The sequence below is a fragment of the Pseudomaricurvus sp. ABR4_320 genome (assembly GCF_056159445.1).
On sequence record NZ_JBSWVF010000037.1, the window covers coordinates 1 to 16,131 of the forward strand.

At 47.0% G+C, this 16,131-nt stretch carries 12 protein-coding genes; 5 read left to right on the forward strand and 7 right to left on the reverse strand.

Translation table 11 applies throughout. The annotated features are described in order from the left end of the window. A partial coding sequence (locus ACXAFR_RS26850; protein WP_475183125.1) for a sigma-70 family RNA polymerase sigma factor occupies positions 1-510 on the reverse strand: 510 nt, incomplete at its 3' end. Positions 511-807: 297 nt separating this feature from the next. Between ACXAFR_RS26850 and ACXAFR_RS26855 the strand changes: the two genes are divergently transcribed. The 4 genes from ACXAFR_RS26855 (at position 808) to ACXAFR_RS26870 (ending at position 5,842) form a co-directional block, all read left to right on the forward strand. Next, positions 808-1,461 (forward strand): peroxiredoxin, encoded by a 654-nt coding sequence (locus tag ACXAFR_RS26855; RefSeq protein ID WP_475183127.1) that lies wholly within the window; start codon positions 808-810, stop codon positions 1,459-1,461. A gap of 95 nt (positions 1,462-1,556) precedes the next feature. Continuing rightward, the gene (cysI, locus tag ACXAFR_RS26860; protein WP_475183129.1) at positions 1,557-3,275 is read left to right on the forward strand and encodes an assimilatory sulfite reductase (NADPH) hemoprotein subunit; all 1,719 of its coding nucleotides are present in this window, start codon (positions 1,557-1,559) and stop codon (positions 3,273-3,275) included. Between the two features lie 20 nt (positions 3,276-3,295). After that, a complete protein-coding gene (locus ACXAFR_RS26865; RefSeq protein WP_475183131.1) occupies positions 3,296-4,036 on the forward strand; it encodes a phosphoadenylyl-sulfate reductase in 741 nt (246 codons plus the stop codon). Between the two features lie 6 nt (positions 4,037-4,042). Beyond that, complete coding sequence (locus ACXAFR_RS26870; protein WP_475183134.1) at positions 4,043-5,842, forward strand: assimilatory sulfite reductase (NADPH) flavoprotein subunit; 1,800 nt, start codon at positions 4,043-4,045, stop codon at positions 5,840-5,842. Between the two features lie 161 nt (positions 5,843-6,003). Here ACXAFR_RS26870 and ACXAFR_RS26875 read toward each other — a convergent pair whose 3' ends face one another. Beyond that, entirely contained in the window at positions 6,004-6,558 is a 555-nt protein-coding gene (locus ACXAFR_RS26875; protein WP_475183136.1) for a hypothetical protein, read from the reverse strand. A gap of 245 nt (positions 6,559-6,803) precedes the next feature. Between ACXAFR_RS26875 and ACXAFR_RS26880 the strand changes: the two genes are divergently transcribed. Then, positions 6,804-9,620: a bifunctional aconitate hydratase 2/2-methylisocitrate dehydratase gene (locus ACXAFR_RS26880; protein ID WP_475183138.1), complete on the forward strand. Its 2,817-nt coding sequence runs from the start codon at positions 6,804-6,806 to the stop codon at positions 9,618-9,620. 230 nt (positions 9,621-9,850) lie between these two features. Here the strand turns inward: ACXAFR_RS26880 and ACXAFR_RS26885 are convergent, their stop codons facing one another. From ACXAFR_RS26885 to ACXAFR_RS26905, 5 genes are all read right to left on the reverse strand, one after another. After that, positions 9,851-11,908 carry a TonB-dependent receptor family protein gene (locus ACXAFR_RS26885; protein ID WP_475183141.1) on the reverse strand — a complete coding sequence of 686 codons (2,058 nt, stop codon included), beginning with the start codon at positions 11,906-11,908 and terminating at the stop codon, positions 9,851-9,853. Positions 11,909-12,495: 587 nt separating this feature from the next. Continuing rightward, entirely contained in the window at positions 12,496-13,332 is an 837-nt protein-coding gene (locus tag ACXAFR_RS26890; protein WP_475183143.1) for an ABC transporter six-transmembrane domain-containing protein, read from the reverse strand. A gap of 165 nt (positions 13,333-13,497) precedes the next feature. Continuing rightward, the gene (locus ACXAFR_RS26895; protein ID WP_475183144.1) at positions 13,498-13,875 is read right to left on the reverse strand and encodes a DUF6262 family protein; all 378 of its coding nucleotides are present in this window, start codon (positions 13,873-13,875) and stop codon (positions 13,498-13,500) included. Further along, positions 13,868-15,328, reverse strand: a complete 1,461-nt coding sequence (locus ACXAFR_RS26900; protein WP_475183147.1) for a tyrosine-type recombinase/integrase — start codon at positions 15,326-15,328, stop codon at positions 13,868-13,870. Before ACXAFR_RS26900 ends, ACXAFR_RS26895 begins: the two co-directional genes overlap by 8 nt. Positions 15,329-15,348: 20 nt before the next feature. Continuing rightward, positions 15,349-16,131: tyrosine-type recombinase/integrase (locus ACXAFR_RS26905; protein ID WP_475183148.1), on the reverse strand; the 783-nt coding region annotated here is incomplete at its 5' end.

The window sequence follows — 16,131 nt, forward strand, 5'->3', positions numbered from 1 at the left end:
ATCAGCATCAAGCAAAAGGCAGTGGTACATGGCCTGAGACATGTAGTTTTTCACTGTGCGTTCCGAGCAGCCGAGTTTTTGCGCAATGCGAGCATAGGTCAAGCCTTCCAATCGAGACATTAAAAATGCCTCTCGGACCTTATCAGGAAGATTGCTCAGCATGGCGTCAACTTCCAATAGACTTTCAATGATCTGGTGGTGCTCTTCAGGGGAGGGCGCTCGTAGTTCTGGTTGCATCATCAGTGCTTCTAGGTAAGCGCGTTCAATTTCCTTGCGCCGCCAGTGGTTGATGATCAGGCTTCGAGCGATGCGGGTCAGATAGGCGCGAGGTTGCCGTACCAGAATGCCTTCACGATCTCGCTGCAGCAGGCGCAAAAACGTATCCTGAGCAATATCTGCAGCCGTTTCTGAGCAGTTCAGGCGCTGGCGTAACCAGCCGCTTAACCAACGGTGGTGGTCCATGTAAAGCGCGTCAAAATTGTGTGAAAGAGGCGTTTCTACGACTGACAAGATAGCGTCCCTCCATGGGCGGCTAACAACAGCTAATGAGAACTCCTCTCATCTTATAGTGCGCATGCTAACAAAAGCAAATTGCGTTTAAATGGGTCTATAGGGCGCTTGAAAAGAGGACGTGCCAGCATTCTTGCGTGCCTTATAAGTTTTACCGATAAGCTAATGCGTTTATATGATTTTCTCCGCTAAGTGAATTTCGCTATCCTACTTGCCATTGATAGAAACGTTCTAATCGCCGATGGGCCGACGTCTCGGCTCCAACGGTTCATTCCGATAGATGAAGAGGAGAGACCTATGGCACTGCGAATAAACGATACGATTCCCAACCTGACGGTTAACACCGATCAGGGCGAGTTTAGTCTGCACGAGTGGATTGGCGACAGTTGGGCAATTTTGTTCAGCCATCCGAAAGACTTCACCCCCGTTTGTACCACTGAGTTCTCTGCGGTTGCGCAATTGGCTGACGAATGGGAAAAACGCGGCACTAAGGTTCTCGGTGTGTCGGTCGACAGTGCTGAAGATCACAAAAACTGGAAAACAGATATCGAAACCTGTGGCGGCGCCAAAGCGGGCTTCCCGATTGTTGCCGATGTCGATCTTGCGATATCCAAAGCCTTTGACATGTTGCCAGCTGAAGCTTACCTGCCAGACGGCCGAACACCTGCTGACAGTGCCACGGTGCGCACGGTGTTTATCATTGGTCCCGACAAGCAATTGAAGTTATCCATGACTTACCCAATGAGCGTCGGTCGTAATTTCGCTGAAATTTTGCGCGCGTTGGATGGTTTACAAACCACGTCCCGCAAAGGTGTGGCGACACCGGCCAACTGGGTTCCCGGTGAAGACGTCATTATCCCGCCCGGTGTCAGCGATGCAGATGCCAAAGAAAAATTTGGGGATTTCGAAGCGGTCCTGCCTTACCTGCGCAAAACCAAAGATCCTTCCTGATTCCCACGAAACTAACAAAATAGCGATGAGGCGCAGAGGTTTTGCGCCTCAATGTCTATATGGACACCTCTAAAATTGATTGAAGGTCCGTCATTATGCTTGATAGTCACAACGCTCAGCCTGTCCTGATTGTCGAGGGAAAACTCTCCGATAACGAACGTTTAAAACGTGAGAGTAATTTCCTGCGCGGCACCATCACCGAAGATCTGCAAAATCAGATAACCGGTGGCTTTACGGCTGACAACTTTCAGCTGATTCGTTTCCACGGTATGTATCAGCAGGATGATCGGGACATTCGCGCCGAGCGCATTAAGCAGAAACTGGAGCCTCTTCACAATGTTATGCTGCGGGCCCGCATGCCCGGCGGCATCATTACCCCTGCCCAGTGGTTGGTTATTGAGAAGTTTGCCGAAGAGAACACACTATACGGCTCAGTGCGTCTGACAACCCGTCAAACGTTTCAGTTTCACGGGGTCTTGAAGCCGCATATTAAGAACATGCACCAGACCATTAATTCTTGCGGCATAGATTCCATCGCGACAGCCGGTGACGTCAATCGTAATGTTCTCTGTTCAACCAATCCGGTCGAGTCAGAACTGCACGCAGAAGCCTACGAATGGTCCAAGCGAATCTCAGAACACCTGTTGCCGAAAACGAAAGCTTATATGGAAATCTGGCTGGATGGTGAAAAAACCAAAACCACCGAAGAGCCAATTTTGGGGAAAACCTATTTACCGCGAAAGTTTAAAACCACGGTGACTGTGCCACCAAATAATGAAGTCGACGTGCACGCGAATGATCTCAACTTTATTGCCATCGCTGAAAACGGCAAGTTAATCGGTTGGAATGTACTGGTTGGGGGCGGTCTTGCGATGACCCACGGCGACACCTCGACCTACCCGCGCAAAGCGGACGATTTTGGTTTTATACCACTGGAGCACACCTTGGCGGTGGCTGAGCATGTGGTCACTGTGCAGCGCGACTGGGGTAATCGGGTCAACCGCAAAAACGCCAAAACCAAATACACATTGGATCGGGTGGGTGTCGATGTTTTTAAAGCCGAAGTCGAAAAACGTGCCGGTGTCACCTTCGAACCTTCACGCCCCTATGCGTTTACGTCCCGTGGTGACAGGTTTGGTTGGGTTGATGGTATCGACGGTAAGCAGCACCTGACATTGTACATTCTGAACGGCCGGATCCTCGACTACCCTGGGCGCCCACTCAAAACCGGCCTGCGCAAAATTGCCGAAATCCACAAAGGTGATTTCCGCATGACGGCCAATCAAAATCTGGTGATCGCCGGCGTAGCGCCGGAAGACCGCGCAGACATTGAGGCGATTGCCCGCGAGCACGGGCTGATTGACGACACGGCGACCAACCAATTGAAGAACTCCATGGCCTGTGTGGCGCTGCCCACATGCCCTTTAGCAATGGCGGAGTCAGAACGTTTTTTGCCCGAGTTGGTTGCCTCTGTTGAAAGTCTGCTGTCGAAACATGGTGTTCCCGATGATCACATCATTTTACGCGTGGTTGGATGTCCCAATGGCTGCGGTCGCGCCATGCTGGCAGAAGTGGGATTGGTGGGTAAAGGGCCGGGGAAATACAACATGCACCTCGGTGGTAACCGTGTAGGTACGCGCGTACCCAAGCTCTATAAGGAAAACGTGAGCGTCGATGTCATTCTGTCTGAATTGGATGGTTTGATTGGGCGTTGGGTATCGGAAAGACAAGCCGATGAAGGCTTCGGTGATTTTGCGATACGCGCAGGCATCGTTGCCGAAGTGAAGGTTTCTAAAACTGATTTCCACAGCTGAATCGCATCAGGATACGTATTATGACCATCGCAACCGATCCGGCTGATAATATTGTCGCCCCTCAGAACGGACCCAAAGTCTTTACTGCCGCCAACGAATGGCTGGAAGCGCAAAATGCGCAAACCCGTATCGCCTGGGCAATTGAGAACTTACCGCGGGACCATGTTGTTTCGTCCAGCTTCGGCATTCAGGCTGCGGTGACTCTGCATTTGATGACACAACAATTGCCGGACATTCCCGTACTGTTTTTCGATACCGGTTATCTGTTTCCCGAAACCTATCGTTTTGTCGATGAATTGACCGAGCGGCTCAGTCTGAATCTGCACGTATTTCGGGCAGAGATGTCTCCCGCCTGGCAGGAAGCTCGCTTTGGCCAATTGTGGGAACAGGGTGAAGAAGGATTAAAGAAATACAACACCTTGAACAAAGTCGAACCCATGCAGCGTGCAATGCAACAGGTCGGCGCAGGCACTTGGTATAGCGGCTTGAGGCGAACACAAGCGGATACACGTAGCGATCGACGAATTCTGGAATTTCAACACGGCCGGGTAAAATTTCATCCCATTGTCGATTGGACCAACCGCGACGTTCACTATTATCTCAAAGCGCATGACTTACCCTACAACCCGCTTTGGGAGGAGGGATATGTGAGCGTTGGGGATACCCATACGACACGAAAATTAGAAGATGGTATGCGGGAACAAGACACTCGCTTTTTCGGCAGCAACCGCGAATGCGGACTTCATACCGACCAGGATTAAACGCTGATGATTGATCAAATACCCCAGGGCATTAATCCTCTGTCCCCAGAGCAGGCCCAACAATTTACTCAGTTGATTGGCACCCTGACACCCGTGCAGCAAGCCTGGATCAGCGGTTATTTGGCGGCAGCTGCTCAAGGTGGATTAACCGCCCAGCCGGTTACTGCACCCGTCCCCGAGGCCGCACCCCTCACGATTCTGTACGGATCTCAAACCGGCAATGCGAAACATGTTGCCGCTGATCTGGCCGAGGCCGCCAAAACTCGAGGCATGGATGTCAAATTGGTTGATATGGCAGATTTCAAGCCCGCGAAGTTAAAGGACGAAAAATACCTGACCATTGTGGTTTCAACCTATGGGGAAGGAGAACCGCCGGAACCGGCAGAAAAACTACACAGTTTCCTGGTGTCAAAAAAAGCACCTAAGTTGGACGGTACTCAGGTCGCCGTTCTGGGCTTAGGGGATTCCAGTTATGAATTTTTCTGCCAGACGGCCATCGATTTTGAAAATCGCTTGCGTGACCTGGGCGCGAATGTTGTCGTCGAGCGTGGATTGATGGACGTTGATTACGACGATCATGCACCGGACTGGATTAGCAACGCATTGGATATTTTTGAGCCTGAGCTCAAAACTAAAGCGCCAGTAACCAGTAATGTTGTACCAATGCCTGGTTTGGCGAAGGCGTCTGCCGCCCACTACTCAAAGAAAAACCCGTTCCCCGCCGAGTTGAGTCTGGTGCAGAAGATTACCGGTCGGGGCAGTACCAAAGACGTTCGCCACGTTGAAATTTCTCTGGAAGGGTCCGGCCTTACCTATCAGGCGGGAGATGCGTTGGGAGTGTATTTTAACAACGATGCAGCAGACATTGATGAGTTACTGCAACTGCTGGATCTGGATGGCGCAACCCAGATAACCCTGGGTGAGCAGAGTAAATCTCTGCGTGAGGCGTTGATAGAAGATTTGGAGTTAACTCAGTCGTATCCCGCGTTTGTTGAGAAATACGGCAAGGCGACCGGCGATCAAGGGTTAATTAATTTGGCGCAGGACAAGGCGAAACTGCGTGATTTTCTGGAGCAACGGCAAACGCTGGATATTTTGCGTGCGCATCCCCACAAGGTGAATCCCCAGGCGTTGGTTGAATGCCTGCGTAAAATGCAGCCTCGGCTGTATTCCATAGCGTCCAGTCAATCGGAAGTGGAAGAGGACGTTCATTTAACCGTTGGTGTTGTGGAATGGAACGCGTTTGATCGCGAGCATCTGGGTGGTTGTTCCGGTCATTTAGGGCGGCGCGCCGAGGAGGGCGACAGCCTACGTGTCTTTATCGAAAGCAACGATAATTTCCGTCTGCCAGCCGATCCAAGTACACCGACCATTATGATTGGTCCCGGCACCGGTATTGCGCCTTTTCGGGCATTTCTGCAGGAGCGGGACGCCCAGGAAGCCAACGGAAAAAACTGGTTGTTTTTTGGAAACCCGCATTTTACTCAGGATTTTCTCTATCAGCTGGAATTGCAGAGCTATTTAAAATCTGGCCTGTTAACACGACTGGATGTGGCGTTTAGCCGTGACCAGGCTGAGAAAATTTACGTTCAAGACAGAATTCTTGAACAGGGTGAGCAGGTTTATCAGTGGATAAAAGACGGCGCTCACATTTATGTGTGCGGCGACGCCAACCGTATGGCCAAAGACGTCCACGATGTGCTGTTACAGGTTGTGGTTAATCAAGGCCAAATGACGTTTGAAGAGGCAGAAGCGTTTGTGGCTGACTTGAAAGAGAACAAGCGTTATCAGCGCGATATTTACTGATCCTTAGAAATCCGTTATTGGTAGTATAAATTGCCATTCTGCCTGGAAGAGGGCAGTACACTGTTATCTAAGGCACGCAGCATTGAAAGCGGTACATTCTAAATATGGTGCCGCGTGATTCGTTTGTTCGGTAAACCGAAAACTGCTATTCCTTTCGTGGACTAGAGTACTTTTAAATACTGCGACGGTGGCGCGCACAACAGTGTGTTGGCAAAATCAATTTTTGCTTCCGCCCAGTGTCTTGCTGCGTCTTCGCTCTTATGGGCATTACGATCTGCTTCGAAGTAACTGTGGGCCGGCAGGCCATCGGCAGGGGTCATCACCATTGATATCTCGTTGACACGCAACGTAAACAGAAACTGGCCACGTTGACCGACTTGCGCACCCGGGTGATGCAAAGTGGTGTCACAACAATAGCGTTTATCGCGGATGGCACGGCAGGTGTATTCGAAGGCGTCCTGTACGCCTCGTCCCGGAAAGGCGGTGTAGAGACTGATGCCATCACGCTGCAAGGGACCGGTACCAGCAGCCAGCTCTATTGCATGCTGTACAAGTCGAAAGCCCAGCACAACACCGCCGACGCTTTTTAGTCCGCTGTATTGAATAGCGCCTGCCAGGCTTATTTTCAAACGATCGTAATCTTCGTAGAGGTAGAGGTCGGGCAAAATCCAATCACTTTGCGGGGCGAGTCGTTTTTCGATGTCTGAGTTCGGCATGCAATGCTCCGTGGATCTTTACGTTGGTGATGTTATGAGCAAAGCATTTTACATAAATGATAATCGTTATCAATAACAGGTGTGAGATTCGGTCTGAACTATACTCAATATCGCTAATGAACCTTATGTCTTTAGCATCTGCTTGGCGCGCGATCCATCACGATTTACAGGAATGATTACTCCCAGGCTGAGATGAGGTAAAATTATCAGCAAATTGTGTGAAGCTTCAGGAGTCCGAGGTTCTTATGAGTTTATATTCCGAGTATATGGAAGAGATTCAGACCCGAAAAAATGAATTAGGGTTGAATCCAAAGCCAATTGACAGTGCCGATTTACTGTCTGAAATCATCGAACAAATAAAAGATACCAGCCATGAACATCGTGAAGACTCACTGAAGTTTTTCGTCTACAACACCTTACCTGGAACCACCAGTGCCGCCGGTGCCAAGGCGCAGTTCTTGAAAGAGATCATTCTGGGTGAGGCCAAGGTGGCTGAAATTTCACCAGAGTTCGCGTTTGAACTGCTTTCCCACATGAAAGGCGGACCATCTGTCGAAGTGTTGCTGGATCTGGCGTTGGGCGATGACCCAAGCGTCGCCAAGCCCGCCGCGGAAGTCTTGAAAACACAGGTTTTTCTCTACGAAGCGGATACAGACCGTCTGGAAGCCGCTTATAAAGCCGGCAACGAAATCGCCAAAGACATTCTTGAAAGCTACGCCCAAGCCGAGTTTTTCACAAAACTGCCCGATATTGATGAAACCATTGAGGTTGTCACCTATATCGCTGCAGAAGGTGATATTTCTACCGACTTGCTCTCCCCAGGTAACCAGGCTCACTCCCGCTCGGATCGTGAGCTGCACGGCAAGTGCATGATTACGCCTGAAGCTCAGCAGGAAATTGTCGAGCTGCAGAAAAAGCACCCCAACGCCAAAGTTATGCTCATTGCAGAGAAAGGCACCATGGGCGTGGGTTCATCGCGGATGTCCGGTGTTAACAACGTGGCTCTTTGGGCAGGTAAGCAGGCGAGTCCCTATGTGCCTTTCGTCAACATTGCTCCGGTGGTGGCTGGCACCAATGGCATTTCTCCGATCTTCCTGACGACCGTTGGTGTGACCGGCGGCATCGGTATCGATCTGAAAAACTGGGTCAAGAAAGTCGATGCGGATGGCAAGCCGGTCCTCGACGCCAATGGCGATCCCGTATTGGAAGAAAAATATTCCGTTGCCACCGGTACGGTTTTGACCATCAACACCAAAGAGAAAAAGCTCTACAACGGCGATCAAGAACTGGTCGACGTGTCTTCAGCGTTTACGCCGCAGAAAGTCGAATTTATGAAAGCGGGTGGCTCTTACGCCATTGTCTTCGGTAAAAAGCTGCAAACCTTTGCGGCCGAAACTCTGGGCATTGAGGCACCTCTGGTCTTTGCGCCATCGAAAGAAATCTCTCACTCAGGTCAGGGTTTGACCGCAGTGGAGAAAATCTTCAACAAAAATGCGGTGGGCGTGGCGTCAGAAACCCCGTTGCATGCTGGCTCTGACGTGCGCGTTCGCGTCAACATCGTCGGCTCCCAGGATACGACCGGTCTGATGACCTCCCAGGAGCTGGAATCCATGGCGGCCACGGTCATTTCTCCAAGTGTGGATGGTGCTTACCAGTCAGGCTGTCACACGGCGTCGGTATGGGACAAAAAAGCTCAGGCGAACATCCCCAAACTGATGGCGTTCATGAACAAATTCGGTCTGATTACCGCCCGTGACCCTAAAGGTGTGTATCACTCAATGACTGACGTGATTCACAAGGTGCTCAATGACATTACCGTCGACGACTGGGCGATCATCATCGGTGGTGATTCGCACACCCGTATGTCGAAGGGTGTGGCGTTCGGGGCTGACTCAGGTACCGTTGCCTTGGCGCTGGCCACCGGTGAAGCGACCATGCCAATCCCGGAATCCGTTAAGGTGACCTTCAAGGGCGACATGAAGAGTTATATGGATTTCCGCGATATCGTGCATGCCACCCAAGCTCAGATGTTGAAAAAGTTCGGAGATAACGTTTTCCAGGGTAGGGTGATCGAGGTACACATTGGCACCTTGCTGGCAGACCAGGCGTTTACCTTTACAGACTGGACGGCGGAAATGAAAGCCAAGGCGTCGATCTGTATTTCAGAAGATGAAACCCTGATCGAATCTCTGGAAATCGCCAAGAGCCGTATCCAGATCATGATCGACAAGGGCATGGAAAACCCAGCTCAAACGCTGAACGGATTGATCAAGCTTGCTGACAAGCGTATCGCTGAGATTAAATCTGGCGAAAACCCAGCGCTTGCCCCGGACAACAACGCTAAGTACTTTGCGGAGCTGGTGGTTGATCTGGACGAAATCAATGAGCCCATGATTGCCGACCCGGATGTCAATAACGATGACGTTTCACGTCGTTACACGCACGATACCATTCGTCCAGTTTCCTACTATGGCGGCACTAAGCAAGTCGATTTAGGCTTTGTCGGTTCGTGCATGGTGCATAAGGGCGATATGAAAATCATTGCCCAGATGTTCAAGAATCTGGAGAAGAAAAACGGCAGCGTCGAATTCAAAGCGCCATTGGTGGTTGCGCCGCCAACTTACAACATTGTTGATGAGTTGAAAGCCGAAGGCGACTGGGAAATCCTTAAAAAGTATTCCGGTTTTGAATTCAGCGATGACAACCCTAAAGAAGCTGCTCGCACCAAATACGATAACATTCTGTACTTGGAGCGTCCTGGATGTAACCTCTGCATGGGCAACCAGGAAAAAGCCGAGAAAGGGGACACGGTACTTGCGACGTCCACACGTCTGTTCCAAGGTCGTGTGGTAGAAGATGCCGCTGAGAAAAAAGGCGAGTCTTTACTGGCCTCAACCCCAGTGGTTGTACTGTCCACCATTCTGGGTCGCACGCCCAGTATGGAAGAGTATAAAGAAGCCGTGAACGGTATTAACTTGACGGACTTTGCGCCACCCACCCACGAGCTTATGACAGCTTACGACGAAAAAGCGGTTCCCATTAAAATCGTTGATCCGAGTTAAGGGACTGTCCATCGAGCGCGCCAGCGCTCGATGTTTTTGAGGAAACGGCTTGCTGGAGCTGCGTTTATGACTCGTCGATGTTTACTTCTCGGGTCGTAAATTCCAGCAAGCGGTTTGTCACCTCGCTTCTTTTATAAAATCCTTTCAGACAAAATCGCAGACTATCCTCAGACATTGAAGGGTACATTGAGCCGTCTATGTGGAGGCTCCACGATTTATTATCCCTACGCTTACAATGCCAGTTGCAAGCCGAGATAAAACACCCGTTCTGGAGCCGGTTCAAAGTAGCCTCGGTTGTCGAGATCCCGGTCTGAGTTGGCGTTGACGCGGACATTGCCGTAGTAGTCCTGATTCGTCAGATTGCGGATGCCTCCATAAATGGCCAGAGAGTCGGACGCCTGCCAGTGTGTTGCCGTATCGACCAGCCATACTGATGCAATGCGCGTTGCGTTGGCGTTTTCAGCATAGTAGTCGCCGGTATAGGATGCGCTCAGATCAATATTCCAACGTCCGTTTTGCCAACGGAGTTTATTGTGCCATTGTTCGCTGGGTAAACCGGGGAGTTCATTGCCGCGGATCGATGGGCCAGTTTGTGCATCAAATTGTCTGAATTCGTAACGGGCAAGCGTCGCGGTGGACTGTAATGTCCAGTATTCATTAATAGGCCAGCGCGATGCGACTTCAACGCCTGTGCGTCGAGTTTCACTGGCATTTTCATAATAGGTGAGATCGTTCAGTTGATAGGGAATCAGCTCATCTTTGACGTTGGTTTGAAACGCAGTGACATCATAGGTTAGCCCATCCTCAGAGAGACTGCGAAAACCCAGCTCAACATTTACCGCCTGCTGCGCATCCAGATCCGGATTAAATCCAGTACCGTTGGGATTCGCGAATTCGGTAAACGTTGGCGATTCAAACCCCGTTGAGACAGAGGCATACAGTTGAGACGATTCAGAAATTCCATAGCTGAGACCCAAACTGCCGCTCACTTCTTCAAATCGGCGATCGCCCGAGCCTACGTCACTTAATCCCAGGTCGTCTTCGATATCCAATTTGAGGACGTCATAACGCATTCCAGCCGAGAGAATTAAGGCGTCAGACAGGTGGAAATCTGCTTGCAGATAGGTCCCGGTAGAGGATGCGGTTTGCATTTCATCCGCGGTTTTATCGGCGACCTGGGCGTCTGAAGTAACTTGATATCGTAAACGGTCATCTTCCTGTTGATAGAGACTGATTCCGGTGTTCATTACCGTCGGCAAACCGAAGAGATCTGCTGAGTGCGTCAGTTCGACATCACCACCATAAAACCAGCGGTCATAATGGATTTGGCTGCTGCCGGGAAACGGCAGTTGTTGAAAAAAATTGCGGCGTGTTGCAAATACCGATGCCGTCCATTCGCCCGATGACAGACCACTGTCACGATAACGCAACCCCCAGGTCACCTGATCAACGTTCTGGCCGGCATCCAGGCGGTTAGCCATAAAGGTTGCTTGCTTGGGATCTTCTTCGGCTTGCGCGAGCGTCAGACCACCGGGGTCTTGGGCGACGGGAAGATCCAGCAGTGTGGTGATCATCGTTACACTGCGATCTTCATCCAGCGCCCAGAAGAATTTGCCATCCACAATACGTTTTTCAACTTGGCTTTGTTCGCGATAGCCACGATATTTCAACTGACTCAAGCCAACACGATAGCTACCTTGAGAGCCGCTGCCGGCAATGGTGGCAGTCGTTTTATAGAAATCGTCATTGCCTATTTGTAGGTCCAGCGCCAAAGGCGATGAAAGCTCATGTCCGTAGGCTGATTGAATATTGATGACACCGCCAGCGCCGTTGCCATACTGCACCGATGCAGGACCACGAAGCACTTCGAGTTGATCCATGGTGTCAAGATTGATGCTGTCGACCTGTGATTGGCCATCAGGCAAGGTAAACGGAATACCGTCGACATGCAGTTGTAAACCGCGCACGCCGAACGGCGCGCGTGCGCCAAAGCCGCGAATGGAAATACGCAGATTTTGCGCAAAGTTATATCGATTTTGAGTGTAGACACCCGGTACCGCATCAAGCACTTCATCTAACTGAAGTTTGGGCTGCGTCAGCAAAGCATCCGTTGTAGAAACCACTGAAATTGCCGCTGGTGTTTGCAGCAAGGGCCGCTCGATTTTTTGCGCCGTGACGGAAATCGTCTCGATGGCATCGCTGTGACTTTGAATGTTTTCGTCTGCCAAACAAAAAGAGCTAAATCCGACTGACAATGTCAGCCAGGATACTGAAAGAGATTTCTTCATAGATAACTGTGCTGACCGAATGAGCGCATTAAATCTTCGTGAAAGTTTATTTGTATGGGATGCGACCGGCAAATCTGGACGTTACAGCTTATGACGTGGAAAGGCTAGAAACAACTGCAGGACCCTATGTCGAATACTAAATGCTATCTTTAGTAAAAGCTTTATATTATTGAAAGTAATGAAAATTGATATCGATTACATGTTACCTTAGGGGTAATATCATTTATACAAACGATTCCTTTCGATCTAACGGCGCATTAATTACAAGCTTGTTCACGAATTATGGAGTTATTCTAGTACAGAAAAACTAATCTCAACTGCATCGAATGCAGTAATCAATATAAGGTTCGTTGGGACTTTGTTTTTGGGCAGGTAGGGCACGAAGCCAACGTCTTTGCCGAAAATCTTTTAATGCCGCTTGATGACTACCAGAGCCAAATTACTACAAAGACTAGAAAGATCTGGACATGATAGGCCATTGCGCTGCTAGGTATGAAGTGTCATTGATTACAGCTCCACAAGGAGGATAGATTATACAGAATAGGAAAAGAAACCTTCGATGAAGAAAACAACGATATTTTGTAACGTTATAATTTCTTAAATCGTTCTGATATGTCTTTCAATTTTGCCATTTGTTGTAGAATTTGGGGAATATTATCCATACTAGTGACATATCTCCAAATGTAGGCAAAAATTGCATAGACGTAACCAGCTTCAATACCTTCCTTTTGTGATATTCTCCACAAAGCGATTATGAATAGGGAAATAACAAATAACTCTAAATATCCATAGGACTTTGCTTCAGCGTCAGATAGCTTTACGCGCCATTTTGACAAAGCGTCATAATGCCTTTCAATGTGGTGCTTTTTACCTTGTTGGACAATTATAACTTCTCTCTCTAGACGATTATTCAGGCCCTTGCTGAAGGCAACAGACTTTTTTAATAGAGTAAAGTTGATTATGGTAGCGGGCAATAGCAAAGCCAAGCATGTCATGCCAATATAAAAATCTATAAAAACTATTGCGGAAATTGATATCACTAGACTAATTACTGATAACAATGCTGCGGGGATATCACGCTCGAAGAACGTTATATATTCTCTTAATAACGAAGTTCTTCCTGCAATCAATGAGGGATCGCTTTTCTTTAAGTGTTCGCTGTGGATCATAGTCGATGCGTATTTTGAATACATCGCAGTAAATACCCGCGTATCCAACATCTTTGAGCTGACTTCTAATATCATCATTGTGAAATGACAAATACATAGTAGATATATGGCTGACAAATTCTTGTTAATTACGCCGTTGATAGCCACAGCGGTAGCTAGAGGGTAGAGCTGAGCTACTACATATCCTGAAATTGTGAGTAAATACACATAAGTAAGGTGGTACTTGAATTGTTTGCAAATGTCATATAAAGACATTGTTTTCGTGAGCCCTGAGATTAATTTTTGACATATGTATTAATGAGTAATATTTTGTGGCTTTCCCGGATTAAATCAGCATACTCGAATAGTGGATTCCGCTCGCTGCCCAACTGAAAGAATTATTAGTTTGGCTTTTGGATAGCTATCTTTTATACAAACTCTTTAGGATGATAATTCCTCTATATAAGTTTGAAGGAGTCTTATTTCACGACGAAGCTCTTCATTTTCTTTAAATAGCTTCTTACATTTCTGGGTAAGAGTTTTTATTTTATGGTCTTTGCTCTGATCGGAAGCGCTTAACGATACTATTTTTTTTCGTTCGCGTTCGACCGAGGCAGGAATTTCAGCCTGAATAAGCGTACGTAGATCATCACATGAGTACAAGAAGCGTCTAGATACTCCTGCCGAGCTTGCAATTCTAGCAAAATTAATAGTTTTGTTTAGCCTTTTAAAATCACTTAGTGCAAGAAGAACTTTTTCACGTTTTACTTTAGATCTATCTTCGCGATACTTTTCTAGGCCTTTTAGATTTTTAGTCATGCTCTATAGCTTCTATAATTTTAGTGAGGCTTTTTTGGATAGCGCCATTCAATTCAGCTTGACGCACAAAGGTCTTTTCTTTAGCTTCATAAATAATTGCTTCAGTTCGAGCTAACTGTTCCTTCAGAAGAGGGAGGAAAGTAATATCCGTTCTAAAACTAGGGCAGGTGAGGCAAGCATTAGCATGTGGACAGCTTTGCTTCACCGGCAGTGCACAAATACCATTTGGTAAAATCTGAGCAGAAATATTCGACTTTAGCCATTTAGCGTCTAACTCGACGATATTCTTTTGACTAATTGAACAAACAACATCTTCTGTTTCATATAATTTTCCATTGATATCTACTAATTTGTTATTTGACTTCTCTACAGCTTCTCGTAAGGTCTTGTCATGTATATGAGCATAAATATTGGTCATCATAGGTGACTTGTGACCTAAAAAGCGTTGTACGAATATCTGTGGAACTCCATCATTTATTAGATTTGTTCCTACAGTATGCCGAAACATATGAGAAGTTATTGTCAGCTTATCACCACAGGAATCTGTAGTTTTTGCTTCGTCACTTAAATCCGAGAGATGACGCGAAAATGTGCGTAGTGTGTAATGACGAAAATTTCCTCTCCAAAAATGAACAAACAATAAATTGGAAACATTTATTTTCTTTTCGATTTTTTCGATATTTTTAATATGACCGATTTGCAGTTCCACATAATGCTTTAACTTATGGGATATCGGGACTGTATGATGTTCATTAATTTTAGAGTTGTGGCGAGTGATATACCAATCTCCGCTACTGTCTTGCGTTAAACAATCAGACTTCAAGTGAAGTACCTCATTCCCACGCATTCCAGTTTCCAATAGAATAGCTACAGCTCTATCCAGTGGTATATCTACAGGATTCAAAGCATCTCGAAGCTTTTGCTGAGAAGGCTTTTCTATAAAACGTGGCTTAGCTGTTAAAAACTGTCTTGGCGCATCGCCTCTATGAATAAGGTCTGTGGCTGGAATTCTTAAAAATGACCAATCGTACCAACAATGAAATATCTCATTCAATCGACTGATATGGCTTTGCTGAGTTTGTTTTGATTTTTGTGAAAGATCAATGAGCAATTGCTCAATATGCTCACGCTTTAATTGTCGAACATTTCGTAACTTTGGAAATAGCTTTTCCAGTGAAGAGTCCAATACTCGTCCCGTAGCTATATAAGAACTCAAAGTATTCGGTGTGACCGAGACTCTTTTTCTCCATATCGTTTCTTTAAACAGGTACACAAGCCAGGGGTTGGTGAAACCTCTAAAGTTTACCGATCGACTATTACTTCTTGCAACTTCCAACTCCTTGAATCCAAGATCTTCCATTGACCAAAGGTCTTGGTCAAAGAGCGCTCTCTTTTTTTCTGGTAAAGAAGAATTATTTGATTTTAATTTTAAGGACGTTACTTTTTTATCCATAAAAAAATAAACCTCCAAGACTAAGAATTCGTGTGCTTATTTATCTCATTTTTTATATCTTCAGCAGAAAGATGCTCATAAATCATCTTAGTAGTCTCGACAGATTTATGACCGAGTCGCTTTGCAACAATTTCGATTGATACTCCTAGGCGTAGAAGTTCAGTAGCATGCGTATGGCGAAGCATATGTGGTGTGACTTCTTTACCAAGATGCTTTGATATCCGTTTGAAGAGCGCCTTGACTGATGGATAGGTCAAAGGGCTAGCCTTGTCTTTTCCAGATTTATTGTAGAGATTACAGAAAACAAAATCACTATCAATATTATCTAAATCATTAATCAAATAATCTGTATAAATATCAAGCCATTTTTCTGAAATGTGCACTTCCAGAGAATCGCGACTCTTAGCAAAAGCTTTATTAATATTATTATCTCTATACTTTATACGAATAATCTTATTCCAGCTTTCTATATCCTCATGTTTCAATCCGATCGCTTGACCGATCCTCAATCCTGTTTCAATTAAAAGCAACAGTAGCAATTTATCTCTGCGATTTCGGCACGATTCAACGATTAATTTAACGTCATCTTGACTGATTGTTTTTGGCTTCGACGTAAGCGTTCTTTGTTTCCCAACTATAGACTTTAGCCTGGCGGACTTTGGAGCAGATTTTCCTGCAAATGATAGAAACGACGCGTAGTTTCCCCAAAAAGGGTTACGAATACATTCATTGATTTTTGGCATTACCACAGAGTCTTTAGCACTGTGGTATTTATAAAATGAATTTAACGTACTTAAATGTCT

Excerpts from the sequence above, each read along its gene's own strand:
- ACXAFR_RS26895 (WP_475183144.1), bottom strand. The coding sequence starts at position 13,875 with ATGACTAAAAATCTAAAAGGCCTAGAAAAGTATCGCGAAGATAGATCT.
- ACXAFR_RS26885 (WP_475183141.1), bottom strand. The coding sequence starts at position 11,908 with ATGAAGAAATCTCTTTCAGTATCCTGGCTGACATTGTCAGTCGGATTT.
- ACXAFR_RS26875 (WP_475183136.1), bottom strand. The coding sequence starts at position 6,558 with ATGCCGAACTCAGACATCGAAAAACGACTCGCCCCGCAAAGTGATTGG.
- ACXAFR_RS26900 (WP_475183147.1), bottom strand. The coding sequence starts at position 15,328 with ATGGATAAAAAAGTAACGTCCTTAAAATTAAAATCAAATAATTCTTCT.
- ACXAFR_RS26865 (WP_475183131.1), top strand. The coding sequence starts at position 3,296 with ATGACCATCGCAACCGATCCGGCTGATAATATTGTCGCCCCTCAGAAC.
- ACXAFR_RS26890 (WP_475183143.1), bottom strand. The coding sequence starts at position 13,332 with ATGTCTTTATATGACATTTGCAAACAATTCAAGTACCACCTTACTTAT.
- ACXAFR_RS26870 (WP_475183134.1), top strand. The coding sequence starts at position 4,043 with ATGATTGATCAAATACCCCAGGGCATTAATCCTCTGTCCCCAGAGCAG.
- cysI (WP_475183129.1), top strand. The coding sequence starts at position 1,557 with ATGCTTGATAGTCACAACGCTCAGCCTGTCCTGATTGTCGAGGGAAAA.
- ACXAFR_RS26880 (WP_475183138.1), top strand. The coding sequence starts at position 6,804 with ATGAGTTTATATTCCGAGTATATGGAAGAGATTCAGACCCGAAAAAAT.
- ACXAFR_RS26855 (WP_475183127.1), top strand. The coding sequence starts at position 808 with ATGGCACTGCGAATAAACGATACGATTCCCAACCTGACGGTTAACACC.